The 13,886-nt window shown below is 74.4% G+C and carries 12 protein-coding genes; 3 read left to right on the top strand and 9 right to left on the bottom strand.

From position 1 onward, the window contains the following. Positions 1-13 precede the first annotated feature (13 nt). From ACSQ2D_RS06380 to ACSQ2D_RS06360, 5 genes are all read right to left on the bottom strand, one after another. A complete protein-coding gene (locus ACSQ2D_RS06380; protein WP_435985135.1) occupies positions 14-1,405 on the bottom strand; it encodes a mycothione reductase in 1,392 nt (463 codons plus the stop codon). Between the two features lie 94 nt (positions 1,406-1,499). After that, on the bottom strand, positions 1,500-2,648 hold the full coding sequence (locus ACSQ2D_RS06375; RefSeq protein ID WP_435985134.1) for an SIS domain-containing protein: 1,149 nt from the start codon (positions 2,646-2,648) through the stop codon (positions 1,500-1,502). A 5-nt stretch (positions 2,649-2,653) separates the two neighbouring features. Next, a complete protein-coding gene (locus tag ACSQ2D_RS06370; protein ID WP_435985133.1) occupies positions 2,654-2,884 on the bottom strand; it encodes a Trm112 family protein in 231 nt (76 codons plus the stop codon). Beyond that, positions 2,881-4,371 (bottom strand): phosphomannomutase/phosphoglucomutase, encoded by a 1,491-nt coding sequence (locus tag ACSQ2D_RS06365; protein WP_435985132.1) that lies wholly within the window; start codon positions 4,369-4,371, stop codon positions 2,881-2,883. The genes ACSQ2D_RS06370 and ACSQ2D_RS06365 overlap by 4 nt, the downstream gene beginning before the upstream one ends. 8 nt (positions 4,372-4,379) lie before the next feature. After that, a complete protein-coding gene (locus ACSQ2D_RS06360) occupies positions 4,380-4,772 on the bottom strand; it encodes a DUF3499 domain-containing protein (RefSeq protein ID WP_435985131.1) in 393 nt (130 codons plus the stop codon). 128 nt (positions 4,773-4,900) lie between these two features. Here ACSQ2D_RS06360 and ACSQ2D_RS06355 point away from each other — a divergent pair, with 128 nt between their 5' ends. Then, entirely contained in the window at positions 4,901-5,335 is a 435-nt protein-coding gene (locus ACSQ2D_RS06355; RefSeq protein WP_435985130.1) for a metallopeptidase family protein, read from the top strand. Between the two features lie 104 nt (positions 5,336-5,439). Here ACSQ2D_RS06355 and ACSQ2D_RS06350 read toward each other — a convergent pair whose 3' ends face one another. The 3 genes from ACSQ2D_RS06350 to ACSQ2D_RS06340 all read right to left on the bottom strand — a co-directional run bounded on the left by ACSQ2D_RS06350 (position 5,440) and on the right by ACSQ2D_RS06340 (position 10,476). Further along, positions 5,440-6,906, bottom strand: coding sequence for a DUF5719 family protein (locus tag ACSQ2D_RS06350; protein ID WP_435985129.1), 1,467 nt, complete (start codon positions 6,904-6,906; stop codon positions 5,440-5,442). Continuing rightward, positions 6,903-10,031, bottom strand: coding sequence for a glycosyltransferase (locus tag ACSQ2D_RS06345; protein WP_435985128.1), 3,129 nt, complete (start codon positions 10,029-10,031; stop codon positions 6,903-6,905). The genes ACSQ2D_RS06350 and ACSQ2D_RS06345 overlap by 4 nt, the downstream gene beginning before the upstream one ends. Before the next feature lie 178 nt (positions 10,032-10,209). Then, a complete protein-coding gene (locus tag ACSQ2D_RS06340) occupies positions 10,210-10,476 on the bottom strand; it encodes a WhiB family transcriptional regulator (RefSeq protein WP_020143018.1) in 267 nt (88 codons plus the stop codon). 244 nt (positions 10,477-10,720) lie between these two features. Between ACSQ2D_RS06340 and cofD the strand changes: the two genes are divergently transcribed. Both cofD and ACSQ2D_RS06330 read left to right on the top strand, forming a co-directional pair. Beyond that, the gene (gene cofD / locus ACSQ2D_RS06335) at positions 10,721-11,725 is read left to right on the top strand and encodes a 2-phospho-L-lactate transferase (RefSeq protein WP_435985127.1); all 1,005 of its coding nucleotides are present in this window, start codon (positions 10,721-10,723) and stop codon (positions 11,723-11,725) included. Beyond that, positions 11,722-12,780: a coenzyme F420-0:L-glutamate ligase gene (locus ACSQ2D_RS06330; RefSeq protein ID WP_435985126.1), complete on the top strand. Its 1,059-nt coding sequence runs from the start codon at positions 11,722-11,724 to the stop codon at positions 12,778-12,780. The genes cofD and ACSQ2D_RS06330 overlap by 4 nt, the downstream gene beginning before the upstream one ends. Positions 12,781-12,862: 82 nt before the next feature. Here the strand turns inward: ACSQ2D_RS06330 and ACSQ2D_RS06325 are convergent, their stop codons facing one another. Further along, positions 12,863-13,834: a zinc-binding dehydrogenase gene (locus tag ACSQ2D_RS06325; protein ID WP_435985125.1), complete on the bottom strand. Its 972-nt coding sequence runs from the start codon at positions 13,832-13,834 to the stop codon at positions 12,863-12,865. Positions 13,835-13,886 lie beyond the last annotated feature (52 nt).

Below are 13,886 nucleotides of genomic sequence, written 5' to 3'. Positions count from 1 at the left end.
GCTGGGAACGTGCTCAGGCCGGGTCGTCGAGCTTCAGCCCGAGCAACGCGTTCTCGACGACCTCCGCGAGCGCCGGGTGGATCCAGTACTGCCCGCGGGCGAGGTCGTGGACCCTCGTGCCGAACGCCATCCCCTGCACGAGCGGCTGGATGAGGGAGGTCGCCTGAGGACCCATGAGGTGGGCTCCCAGGAGCAGGCCCGTCGTGGGGTCGGCCACGAGCTTGCAGACGCCCGTCGTGTCCTCCATGGCCCAGCCGTATGCCGTGTCGCCGTAGGCCTGGACGTAGGCCGTGTGCGCGCGTCCCTGCTCGACGCACTCCTGCTCGGTGAGCCCCACGGTGGCGACCTGGGGGTGGCTGAAGACGCCGGACGGCACGTTGTCGTGCGGCAGTCGGCGCAGGTCGTCGAGGTGCACGAGGTTGTGCGCGATGGTCCGCGCCTCGGCGTTGGCCAGGTGCTTGAGCTGGTGGGGAGCGCTGATGTCGCCGAGGGCCCACACGCCCGGGGCTCTCGTGCGGCCGTAGGCGTCCACCTCGACGCGCCCGTCGTCGAGCAGGGTCAGACCGCCGGCATCGACACCGAGCCCGGCGCTGTTGGGCACGCGACCGGTGGCGACGAGCAGCAGGTCGGCGTCGACCGCGGTGTCGTCGTCGAGGCACAGCCGCACTCCCGCTCCCCCGGCGCCGACCTCGACGGCGGTGACCGTCGTCTCGGTGCGCACGTCCCACTGCTCGCGGGCCACGTCGGTGAAGCGCCGCGCGATGTCGGTGTCGAGGTGACGCAGCAGCAGCGACGACCGTGCGACGACCGTCACGTGCACCCCGAACGAGGCGAAGACGTGGGCCATCTCGGCCGCGATGAAGCCGCCCCCGATGATGGCGAGCCGCTCGGGCAGCGCGTCGATGCGCATGATCGTGTCGGAGGTGTGGAACGGCACGCCCGACTCGGTGACGACGTCGGGCACGACCGGGTGGGCGCCCGCGGCCACGACCACCTGGTCGGCCGTCAGGGTCTCCTCGCGGCCGTCGCCGAGGTCGACCGTGAGCGTCCGCTCACCGGTGAAGCGCGCGTGCCCGAGGTAGGCCGTCGTGTTGGGGCCCTCGACGCGGTAGCGCCGCCCACCCTCCGAGATGGGGTCGATGCGCCCGAAGACGCGGTCGCGGACGTCGGCCCAGCGCACGCCGTCGAGCGTGGCGTCGACGCCGTAGCGGCCGGCCTCGCGCACGTCCCGCGCGAGGTCCGCGGCGTAGACGAACATCTTCGTCGGGATGCAGCCGACGTTGAGGCAGGTGCCGCCGAACGTCCCGCCCTCGATGATCGCGACGCGCTTGTCGTCGAAGTCGGGGGTCACGAGCGAGTTGCCCGAGCCGCTGCCGATGATGGCCAGGTCGTAGTGCTCCGTCACCGTGGCAGCCTACGTGGGAGACCCGACCGACCCGGGACGGCGTCCGCTCCGACGGGCCGGCACACGGCATACGCCCTCGGTGGTGGCGGGGGGCTCAGGCGCCCCGCGCGCCCCGCAGCAGGCGCACGTGGGGCGAGTTCGCGGGGTCGAAGCCGAAGCCGAGGGCGAGGTAGGTCGCGGCGAAGTCGGTGAGGGCCACGTGGTGCGCGAGGCGCAGCAGGGGGTCGGCGGCGGGGGCGTCGACGAGCGAGACCCGGACTCCGGCGTCCTCGGCGACGGACACGACGGTGTCGGCGAGACCGTGCCGGTCGCCCGGCGAGGTGTCGCGCAGCATGATGAGCCGCAGCGGTGGCCGGCTCGGGCCGTCGAGGAACGGGTCGGCGAAGATGTCGTCGCTCCCGCCGCCACCGGACTGGCCGGGGGCGAGGGGACCGTCGAAGCACGCGACGATCTGGCTCGCCGCGTCGGGGAGCGCGCCGTGGGCGACTGGCACCCGGCCCGTGCGGCCGAACATCGCGGCCGCCCGGCGCGCGGTGACGTCGCCGAAGGGGCCCTCGCCGAGCACGATGGGCGTCGACTCGGCGAGCTCGGTCGCGAGCACCTTGGCGGGGTTGACGAACGACTCGGACGACGGCCGCGCATCGGTGGCCGCGCGGTCGAGCACGTCGGCGAGCTCGGCGAGCGTCTCGCGGCTGACGGACGCGATCCCCATGGCGTCGGCGGCGAGCAGCGCCGGCGTGGCCTGGGCCCACACGGACGTGCGCGACGACGCCCCGTCGACCGCGATCGGGACGTGCACGCCGTGGGCCCGCGCGCACACCTCGGACAGCGGCGACTCGGCCGCCCCGACGGTCACGAGGAAGGCGCCACGCCGCGCCGCCTCGGCGGCGAGGGCGAGCGTGCCGGCTGCACGACCGGACTGGGACACGGCGATGACGACGTCGAGGGCCCCGACCCAGCCGGGCAGCGACCCCGACGAGCAGCTCTGGACCGGCAGCGCCGAGGCACCGCGGGACACGGCCTCGAAGAGGTCGGCCACGGCGACGGACCCGCCGGCCGCCGCGACGACGACCCCACGGGGCTCGACGTCACGCAGGCGGTCGAGACCGGCCTCGGCCGAGGCCGCGACGGTGCGTCGGACCTGGGCGCCGGCGCCGGCGAGGGCGCGCAGCGTGTCGCTGGAGTCGAGGGAGCTCAGGGCGCCCTCGTCGTCGAGGCGGGCTTCGTCGAACACGGCGCCCACGGGTCTCAGCCGTCGGTGCGGCGGGCGAGGTCGACGAGGAGGACGGGGACGCCGCCCTCGACGGGGTAGGCGAGGTGGCAGGTGTCGCAGCGCAGCTCGGCGGTCTCGGTCTCGGCGGTCTCGGTCCCGGCGTGCTCACTCGCGGCGTGCACCGCGTCGACGAGCTCGCCCTTGCACTGCGGGCACCGGAGGATGCCGCGCAGCCACGGCTCGATGGTCTGCTGGCTGTGGCTCACGAAGCGTCTCCTGCGTCCTGGGCGGTGGTGGACCCGGTCTCGTCGCTCGCGGCGGCGCCCGACCGGATGAGGGCGAGCAGCTCGTCGCGCACGTCCTGCATCGTCTCACGGTCGGCGGCCTCGACGTTGAGCCGCAGGAGCGGCTCGGTGTTGGAGGCGCGCACGTTGAACCACCACATCGGGGCCTCGCCCTCGGGGCTCGTGACGGTGAGCCCGTCGAGCTCGTCCGTGCCGGCTCCGCGCACCTGCGCCCAGGCGCGCACCTGCTCGACGACGGCGGCCTGGTCGGTCACCGTCGAGTTGATCTCGCCGGACGCGACGTAGCGCTCGTACTCGTCGCAGAGGTCGGACAGCGGGCCGCCCTGCTCGCCGAGGGCCGCGAGCACGTGCATCGCCGCGAGCATGCCGGTGTCGGCGTACCAGAAGTCGCGGAAGTAGTAGTGGGCCGAGTGCTCGCCGCCGAAGACGGCTCCGGCGCGGGCCATCTCGGCCTTGATGAAGGAGTGTCCGACGCGCGTGCGCACCGGGGTCGCGTCGTGCTCGGCGACGATCTCCCGCACGGCGGCGCTGGAGATGACGTTGTGCACGATCGACACCTCGGTGTCGCCGCCCTCACGGGCCCGGAGGATCTCGCGGACCGCGACGAGCCCGGTGACGGCGCTCGGCGAGACGGGCTCGCCGTCGGCGTCGACGACGAAGCAGCGGTCGGCGTCGCCGTCGAAGGCGAGGCCGATGTCGGCGCCGTGCTCGCGCACGGCCGCCTGCAGATCGACGAGGTTGGCCGGGTCGAGAGGGTTGGCCTCGTGGTTCGGGAAGGTGCCGTCGAGCTCGAAGTAGAGCGGGACGATCTCGAGCGGCAGCTCGGGCAGGCCCCCGCCCGTGCCGAGCACGGCCGGGACCGTGTGGCCGCCCATGCCGTTGCCGGCGTCGACGACGACCTTGAGCGGGCGCGAGCCCGACAGGTCGACGAGGCCGCGCAGGAAGGCGGCGTAGTCGCCGAGCAGGTCGCGGGTCGTCACCGAGCCGGGACCGCCGGCCGGGTGCGCGAGGCCCGTGCCGCCGTCGAGCAGCCACTGGGCGAGGTCGCGGATCTCGGCGAGGCCGGAGTCCTGGCCGACCGGGCGGGCCGCCGAACGGCACAGCTTGATGCCGTTGTACTGGGCCGGGTTGTGGCTCGCGGTGAACATGGCGCCGGGGAGGTCGAGGGCCCCGCTGGCGTAGTAGAGGCCGTCGGTCGAGCAGAGCCCGATGACGGTCACGTCGACACCGCGCGAGGTCACACCGGCGGCGAAGGCCGCGGAGAGCTCGGGCGAGCTCGGGCGCATGTCGTGGCCGATGACGACCCCGCTCGCTCCGTCGGGGACGGCGACGACCTCGGCGAACGCGGCGCCGATGGCGTGGGCCACGTCGGGCGAGAGCTGGTCGGGCACGATTCCACGTACGTCGTAGGCCTTGACGAAGTCTGCGAGGTGGGGCACGCCGAACACCCTAGTGGTCAGGAGTCCTTGAGGATGCGCAGGTGTCCGCGGCGGCCGGACTCGACGGCCCCGGACTCGGCCTCGGCGTTGGCCTGGCCCCGCGAGGTCGTGCGGGCCTCGCCCGGGCGGCTCGTGCGGGGACGCCCGGCCTCGCGCACGGCGTCGGCCAGGGCGAGGAGGTCGTCGGCGGCCAGGGCCGGCTCGGGGAAGTCGCCACCCACGCGCACGACCTCCCAGCCACGAGGCGCGGTCATGCGCTCGGCGTGCTCGAGGCACAGGTCGTACGTGTGCGGCTCGGCGTACGTCGCGAGCGGACCCACGACGACCGCACGGTCGGCGTAGGCATAGGTCAGGGTCGCGACGGCAGGACGGGCGCATCCCGTCTTCGAGCAACCACGTGTCAGACCCACGATCCGGGACTCTAGTCCGCCCTCCCGAAGAGGACGAATCACCACGCCGTCCGAGCACGAGATGACCGAGGACGTATGCCGCCGGGTGGCGTCCGCGCTCCCCGCGCGGGTCGATCTAGAGTGGGGACGTGGACACCGCCTCGCCCCGCACGCCCGGGCGTCGTCGTCGGCGCGACCGGCACGGTCGTGGCCGGCGGGGGCCCCTCGCCTGGCCACCGGTCCCCGCCATGACCTCGCGCCGCGACGAGTTCGACGACTTCGTGCTGGACGCCGCAGCCCGTCTCGAGGCGACGTGCGGGCGCGCTTTTCCCGCAGTGGAGTTCGCGGTCGAGGACGTGCCTCGTGGGCCCGCCCCGTGGGACCACCGTGAGGTGCCGCTCGGGCGCCTCTACCCGGCGACGAGCGCCCGTCCGGCGCGGATCGTCGTCTACCGCCGCCCGGTCGAGACCCGCGTCACCGACCGCCGGGACGTCGCTGCCCTCGTGGCCGACATCGTCACCGAGCAGGTCGCCGGCCTGCTCGGGGTCTCGCCCGAGGAGCTCGACCCCGGCTTCGGGGAGTGACCCTCCGCCCACCGGCTCCCGGCCGCTCCCGACCACTCCCGACCGCTGCCAACGGGGCCGGTGAGCGTCGGCGCCTGAGGCGCCGACGCCGGTGACCCAGGTCGCTAGTTGCGCACCTGACGCACCGGCACCGACAGGGCCCGCACGGGTGCGTCGCCGAGCGAGGCCACCGAGAAGAACGGGACTCCCCCGTCGACCCCGGCCACGGAGACAGCGCCTCGCAGCGTCCCCTTCGTCGGCACCACCCACACGCCCTTCGCGTCCTTCGCATCGACGGCGACGGTCGAGTCGGCGGGCACGTCGACCGTGGACACCTGGGCACCGTCACCGGAGCCGAGGCGCACCTGCGCCGTGGCGGGAGCCGAACCTGCCGTCAGGAGAAGGCGTTTCGTCGTGCCGTCGAGTCCCGGAAGCAGGACTCCGGCGACGCCACGCAGCGCCGGGGTCGCGGGAGTCCAGGCGAAGTCGCCCATCTGGTCACCGGTGGTCGCGCGACGCTCGGTCCAGGCCGCCGCCACGAGCGGCTGGTCGGACCGGACGCCCAGACCCATGGGAGCCGCGTTGGACGGGATGGCCACGTCGAGGGTGGAGCCTGCGGGCACGCGCACGGCCCGGAGGGCCTCGGGCTGGACCGCCCCCTTGTCGGTGAGCAGGCGCACCTGCGCCAGGGCCTCGGTGGTGCCCGGGTTGGCCAGGCGCAGCCAGATCCCGCCACCCGTCTCGACCCCGGGCACGACGAGGTCGGTGCTCGGCGAGGCGGCGCGCGTCGAGTCGTCGATGCCGCGCCCGGTGGCCCCGAGGATCCACTGCTCGTCGAGCACGGCCGACACGACGCCACCGGTGGCGGTGACGTGGACGACCGGGCCGGCCTCGTCGGGCGCGACGGCGTCGAGCGAGACCACCTCCCGCGAGAGCGGGGGGATCGAGATGCTGCGGTCGCCCGCGGCATCGACGGGTCCCCCACGGCCGAGGACCTCGAGGGAGACGGAGACGGCGTTGGCGCCGGGGTTGCTGACGATGACGCGCTCGGTGCGCGAGGGGCCTGCGCCGCCGCCGACGAGCCAGACGTCGGACGACGGCAGCTGGCACGGGGTCACGGCGAGGCCACGGTCGTCGTCGCCGGTGTGACGCCACACCTGGGTGGCGACGAGGCCGGGCGCGAAGGCGCCCCGCGCCCTCGCGATGACGACGTCGGGCGCCGTGGTGCCGGCCGAGACCGCCTCTCCGCGGTCGGAGCTCTGGGCGAGGCCGGTGGACGACGGGCCTCCGAGCAGCGCGACGGTGCCGGAGCCGTCAGCCGGGGCACCGGCGACGACGCCCTGGTCGGGGGTCGCCGCAGCGACGGTGACGGTGCCCTCGACGTCACGCAGCCCGGTGGCACCGAGTCGCTGCTGGCCCGGGCACACGAGGGAGGCCTCGTCGAGCAGGACGTTGGAGGACTCGGGCAGGCCGGCCTGCTCGCCCGGGGTCGCGAGCTGGACGGAGCCGCTCACCCGGGTCGCGCCGACCGCGAGGCCCGCCGCGACGAGCGCCACGGCACCCACCCGGACCATGCCGGACACGTTCGTCATGTGCGCCTCCTCGAGCGTCGGTTGCCGAAGGGCACGGCCATGAAGACGACGAAGCCGAGCAGCAGACCCTGAGCGAGGCGCCACCACGGCTGGGCCGCGTTGAGGTCGATCTCGAGGTCGCCCGCCGTGGGCGGCACGGCATACGTCGGCTGGGCGGCACCGGCCACGGGGCTGAGCTCTCGCCCGTCGAAGGTCACGAGCGCCTGCTGGGACCACTCGGCGGGCTCGGCCAGGACGACGAGACGGGCCGCGGTGCCGGCGGGCAGCGTCGTGTCGACCGCGGCGTGCGGTCCGGACGTGGGCACGACCTGCAGCAGGGCGCCGTCGGCGTCGACGAGCCGGGCCCGTGACGGTGCGGTCGCGGCGACCCCGCCGTCGGCGGCCGGCAGCGGCTGGACCTTCCAGAGGATGCCGCGCTCGCTCGTGCCGAGCCTGCTCAGCCCCTCGGAGGAGTCGAGGCGGCGGGCGAGGGCGGAGTCGGCCGTCGCCCGCACCTGCACGAACCCGACGCCGAGGCGCGCGAGGGCGGTGGAGTCGAGGGAGTCGGCACCGCGGCCACCGACGAGGTTGGCCACGGCGTCGACGAGCGGTGCGTCGTCGGCGTCAGGCGTGCGGTCGAGGTCGCGCAGCAGCTCGCCCGGCTCCTGGCCGGCCAGGACGAAGTCGACGACGTCGTCGGACGGGCGCAGGAGCAGCAGGCGGTTGCCCAGGGGTCCACTGCCCTGCTCGATGGCGACGGCGGGCAGGGTTGCCTGCCCGACCGAGAGCGTGCGGCCGATGCCCTGGATCCCCCACGCAGCGGCGCCGGCCAGGACCGGGACGACCGCCAGCGTCGCGGCTGCGACGGCAGCGGCAAACCCCCAGCGACGACCGGGACGGACCAGCGAGGCGAGCACGGGCCTGCTGCCCGCCAGCACGCCGACGAGGAGGCCGGCGAGCCAGAGCTGCACGCCCACGCCGGCCCAGAGGTGGGCGGCGGCGGACTGCCCGACGCCCGTCTCGGCAGAGCCGAGGACGACCCGCTCGGAGACGAGGGCCACGGAGAGTCCGAGCAGCGCAAGCACCCCGCCGACGAGCAGCCCGACGGACTCGGCGCGGGTGCGCCCGCGCGTGGCGAGGCCGAGGATCCCGAGGACGACGAGCGGCGCACCGAGCCACACGGCCCAGCTGGTCGCACCCGGCTCGCCGAGGACGTGCGCGAGCACCCCCCACGGGCCGCGGTCGTCGGAGGTCGCGACCAGGCCGGGTCCCGACAGGAGCAGACGCGGGTCCTCGACGAAGCGCGCCACCCACGGTCCGAGGAGCGCGGTGGGCACGACGAGCAGCACGAGTGCGCGGGCCCGGCGCAGGCCGGGGCCGAGGACGAGCAGCAGCAGGGCCGCCACGAGCGACAGCGCCAGGAGCGGCGGCGCGAAGGCCCCGAGCACGGCGCTCGCGAGCGCCGTCGCGAAGGTCGCGGTGAAGGTGCCGTCGCGGCGGGCCGCGAGGCAGAAGCCGGCGAGGACGAAGGGCAGCAGCACGTGCACGACGGCCACGCCGACCCGGCCCTGCGAGATGCCGGTCGCGGCGACACCTGCCGTGCCCCAGGCGAGGGCGACCAGCGCCCTGGCCACGCGCGAGGAGGTGACGACACGACCCGCGAGGTAGGCCGACCACGTCGCGAGCAACGGGGTGAGGAAGAGCAGCCAGGCGATGGTCACGCCGGCGCTCGAGCGGCTCTCGGCGACGCCGGGGACCCGCTCGGCGAGCCACGTCAGGGCGGAGAGCACCGCGAGATGCGGGCCGGACTCGGCTCCGGTGCCGAGTCCCGCGCCGTGCCAGGCGTCGCGGAACGCGTGCCACAGGCCGGAGGCGTCGGTCGTGACGGGCCGCAGCTCGCCGCCGGCGACGCCGGCGTTCGTGGGCGAGAGGGCCCCGGCCCGGACGGCGTCACGCCACGCGGCCGTCGTCGCGACGAACACGGCGAAGACGGCGAGGAAGCCGGGGTGCGTGACGATGCGACGGGGCAGGGAGGCGGGCAGGTGGTCGAGCGACTCGGAGTCGTCGGCGACGGGACCGGTCTCGGTCGTGAGGGCCGCCTCGCGCCGCGCGCGGGTGCGCTCGGGGGTGATGGCGTCCTGGATGTGGTCGATCGTGGTGCGCGCAGCCACCGCCGGCGCGACGAAGAGCGTGCCGAGGTGGTCGCGGCGCAGCCGCTTGGTCCGGCGTCCGCGCCAGCGGGCTCCGAGGGTCGCGAACGGGTGCAGCAACGCGCTGACGTCGGTCAGCTCGCGCCAGGCCTGCCTCGGCCGTTTGGCCACGAGCAGCGTCAGCGACGAGACGAAGGCGGACAGGGCCATCCAGACGGCCAGGAACGGCGCGGCCAGCGGTGAGCACCGCGCCAGCGTGACCTGTCTGGCGGCTCGGCGGCCGCGGCGCTCGAGCTCGCGCGGCCGGGGGACGCCGGGCCGCTCCCCGTCGATGCCGGCGGACGCGTCGCGCACGACCGCTCCCGGCACGACGATGACGCGGTGACCGGCGAGCTGGGCCCGCCAGCCGAAGTCGAGATCGGCCCCGTGCTCGACGAACGCGGGGTCGAAACCCCCGATGTCGTCGTAGGCGGAGCGTCGCACGAGCATGCCGCTCGTGCTCACCGCGAGGACGTCCGCGCGGTGGTCGTACTGGCCCTGGTCGGCCTCCCCGCGGGCGGGCGAGGCGAGCCGGCGGCCCGTGCGGGTGATCTGGATGCCCATCTCGACGAGCCGTCGCGGGTCGTCCCAGGCGACGATCTTGGGACCGGCGACCCCGACGGACTTCGAGCGGAGCCCTGCCTGGAGCAGCTGCGCCAGCGCGTTGGCGCGCGGCACGGTGTCGTCGTGCAGCACCCACACCCAGCTCGACGAGGCGTCGGCGCCGACGGGGAGTGCGGCGATGCCGGACTCGATGGCGCGCCCGATCGGCACGCGGCCGTCGAGACGCACGATCTCGACGGACGGGATCGCCCGGCGCACGCCGGAGTGGGCGCGCGCGATGGCGTTCGACGTGTCGCTGCTCGCGACGTCGACGATGACGAGCCGCGCTGGCGGCAGTGTCTGGGCGGCCAGGCCGTCGAGACACTGCGCCAGCCACGCAGCTCCGTTGTGCACGACGACGATCGCGTCGACCGTTCCGTTCGGTCGCTGCCCGGTGGAGGGAGGGGCGGACAACGACACGGACGACGCACTCCCCGCGCCAGCGGGGGTGCTCAGGTCTTCGGCGAGCTCGTCGGGCACAGCGGCTACCTGCACCCGGACACCAGCGAGGTGCCGGGCTGGAACCTCACGATCAGACCGCGCGCTTCTTCAGCTTGCGGCGCTCTCGCTCGGACAGTCCGCCCCAGATGCCGAATCTCTCGTCATTGGACAGGGCGTACTCGAGGCACTCGGATCGCACCTCGCAACCCACGCAGACCTTCTTGGCCTCGCGCGTGGAGCCGCCCTTCTCCGGGAAGAACGCCTCCGGGTCGGTCTGGGCGCAGAGCGAACGCTCCTGCCAGGAGAGCTCACCCTCCTGCTCGCCCGTGTCCGACCAAACCACCATCAACTCGTGCATGACCCCTCCTCGACCCTGACTGCACTTTGTGTCAGCACTGTCGCACCGAGCGGCACCGTTCTCCGGAGGTTCCGGACAAATACGTCCAAGAGTCCCAGCGATCCAACCCCGACCGAATACAACAATGAAATTACATGCGTGTCATACGCCCCACGTCAAGCCCGTTGGTGATATTCGCAGGTTCGAAATGTGCGGGCCCACCCCGCACGACGTGCCGGGAACGGCCTGCTGAGAGGATCGGCGCATGCGCATCACCGCCCTGGCCGGAGGAGTCGGCGGCGCCCGGTTCCTCCGGGGCCTGCTCCACCACGCCCGACAGACCTACCCACTGGTCCCCGATCCCGACCGCGCCGATCCGCTCGAGCTCACCGTCATCGGCAACACCGGCGACGACATCACGCTCTTCGGCCTCCGGGTCTGCCCCGACATCGACACGCTGCTCTACACGCTGGGCGGTGGCATCCACGAAGGACAGGGCTGGGGCCGCGCCGACGAGTCGCACCACCTCGCCGAGGAGCTCGCCGCGCTCGGCGCCGAGCCGCAGTGGTTCACCTTGGGCGACAAGGACTTCGGGACCCACGTCTACCGCTCGCAGCTGCTCGGCCAGGGTATGCCGCTGAGCGGGGTCGTCGACCGCCTCTCCGCCCGCTGGGGGCTCGGTGATCTCGGGGTCCGGCTCCTCCCGATGACCGACACCCCGGTCGAGACCCACGTCGTCGTCGAGCAGGACGGCGAGTCTCGCGCCATCCACTTCCAGGAGTGGTGGGTGCGCCACCGCGCCGAGCTCGCCGCCGAACGTTTCGTCGTGGCCGGCCTCGACCGGGCGACACCGGCCCCGGGCGTGCTCGACGCGATCCGTGAGGCCGACGTCGTCATCCTGCCGCCGAGCAACCCCGTCGTCTCGATCGGCATCATCCTCGGCGTCCCGGGCGTGCGTGACGCGCTGCGCGGCACCCGCGCCCCCGTCGTCGGGGTCTCCCCGCTCGTCGGGGGCCGACCGGTGCGAGGTCACGCCGACGTGTGCCTGCGCACGATCGGGATCGAGGAGTCGAGCGCCGGAGTCGCCGGCCTCTACGCCGACTTCCTCGACGGCTGGCTCGTCGACGAGGACGACCCGATGCCCGCCCGCCGCGGCCTCGAGGTGCTGCGCCGCCCGTTGCTCATGAGCTCGGTCGAGGCCGCCGCCGAGATGGCCGGCGCGGCCCTCGACCTCGGTCTGCGGCTGCGCACCGAACGGGCCCCGGCGTGACCGCACCGATCACGATCACCCCGCTCACCGGCATACCCGAGGTGCGCGAGGGGGATGACCTCGCCGACGTGCTGCAGGTCGGTCTCGACCACGCGGGCGTCCGGCTCGCCGACGGCGACGTCGTCGTCGTGTCGAGCAAGATCGCGAGCAAGGCCCTCGGCCTCGTGACGCACGACCCCGACAAGGACCGCGTCGTGCACGGCGAGACCGAGTACGTCGTCGCCGAGCGCTCGGTCGGCGACCGCGTCACACGGATCGTCCGCGCCAAGGCCGGCCCGATCATGGCTGCGGCCGGTGTCGACGGCTCCAACACGGGAGCGCGGGGCGGCTGGCTGCTCCTCCCCCACGACCCCGACGGCATCTGCGAGCAGGTGCACGACGCCCTCGTCGCGCGGCACGGCGTCCGGGTCGGCGTCGTCCTCAGCGACACCGCCGGGCGTGCCTGGCGCGTGGGGCAGGTCGACTTCGCGCTCGGAGCCCACGGACTGCGGGTCCTCGACGACCTGCGCGGCGGGACCGACGCCGACGGCAAGCCGCTCGAGGTGACGAGCCGCGCGGTCGCCGACGAGATCGCGGCCGCCGCCGACCTCGCGAAGGGCAAGGTGTCGGCCGTGCCGGCAGCGGTGCTGCGCGGGGTGCCGGGGATCCTCGTCGACGAGCCCCTCGAGTCCCACCCCCGCGGTCGCGACCTCGTGCGCACCGGGCCCGGCGACTGGTTCGGCTACGGCCGCGTCGAGGCCGTGCGCGCCGCCCTGGGCATCGAGCCGGGCAGCGCTGAAGCCGTCGCCGTGGGCATCGCCCCCACCGGCAGCGACACCCGGCTCGACGCGGTGTCGCGGGCGGTCCGCGCAGCGCTGCACGGCGTCGAGTCCGGCACGGCCGACGTCGGCCGGCTCTCGGTCACCCTCGGCGCCGACAGCCCCTACGAGCTCGGACAGCTCGTCGCCCGGCTGGAGGCCGCCCTGTGGTGCGAGTGGCTGGTCGGTGTGGCCGGTCCGCCGTCGGCCGACGGCCTGTCGGCGGTCGTGCACGTCTCGGGCGCGCACGCGTCCTGACCGGCAGGGTCGGGCGGGACGAGCCCGGCCCAACCCCGTGGTGCCCAGCCGAGCTCGGCGGTCTCAGCGGGCTCGGCCGAGATCAGCCGACGGTGAAGACGACCTTGCCGAAGACGTCGCCGTCGACCATGCGCGCGAACCCGTCGCGAGCCTGCGCCAGCGGCAGGACCGAGTCGACCACGGGCTCGATGCGTGCCTGCTCGACGAGGCGGGCCAGCTGCGCGAGCTCCTCGCGCGTGCCCATCGTCGAGCCCACGACGCGCAGCTGCTTGAAGAAGATCTTCGTCAGCTCGGCCTTGGCCGGCGCGTCGCCCGACGTCGCTCCCGAGATGACGATCGTCCCCCCGGGTCGCAGGGAGTTGACCGAGTGCGACCACGTGGCGGCGCCGACGGTCTCCATGACGGCGTCGACGCGGTCGGGCAGCCGCTCCCCCGAGGCGAAGACGCGGTCGGCGCCGATCTCGAGGGCCCGCCGCCCCCGGGCCTCGTCGCGCGAGGTGGCCCACATCCGGTAGCCGGCGGCCGACCCGAGCTGGATCAGCGCGGTGGCGACGCCACCGCCGGCGCCCTGGACGAGCACCGTGCCGCCCGGCTGGACACCGGAGTTGGTGAAGAGCATGCGGTATGCCGTGAGCCACGCGGTCGAGAGGCACGCGGCCGTCTCCCACGACATCGACGCCGGCTTGGGCACGACGTTGCCCGCGGGCACGAGGACCTTCTCGGCGAGGGTCCCGTCGTGCAGCTCGGACAGGAGCGTCCGTCGGGGGTCGAGGGTCTCGTCGCCGCGCCAGCCCTCCGAGGGGACGACGGCGTGGACGATGATCTCGTTGCCGTCGGCGTCGACGCCGGCGCCGTCACAGCCCAGGACCATCGGCAGCCGGTCCGGCGCGAGGCCCACACCGCGCAGGGACCACACGTCGTGGTGGTTGAGCGCGGCGGCCCGCAGGTCGACCACGGTCCAGCCGGGGCGGGCCTCCGGGTCGGGACGGTCCCCGACGACGAGACCGGAGAGCGGGTCGGAGGCGGACTGACCGGCGGCGTAGGCAGCGAGCATTCCAGCACCATAGTGACCGGAGGCCGAACGGCGCCCCGGTAGGGTCCTGCCC

Source organism: Terrabacter sp. LjRoot27 (assembly GCF_964254175.1).
GTDB lineage: Bacteria > Actinomycetota > Actinomycetes > Actinomycetales > Dermatophilaceae > Terrabacter.
The sequence above is the reverse complement of the archived record's forward strand: the minus strand, read 5'-3'. Positions and strand labels throughout refer to the sequence as shown.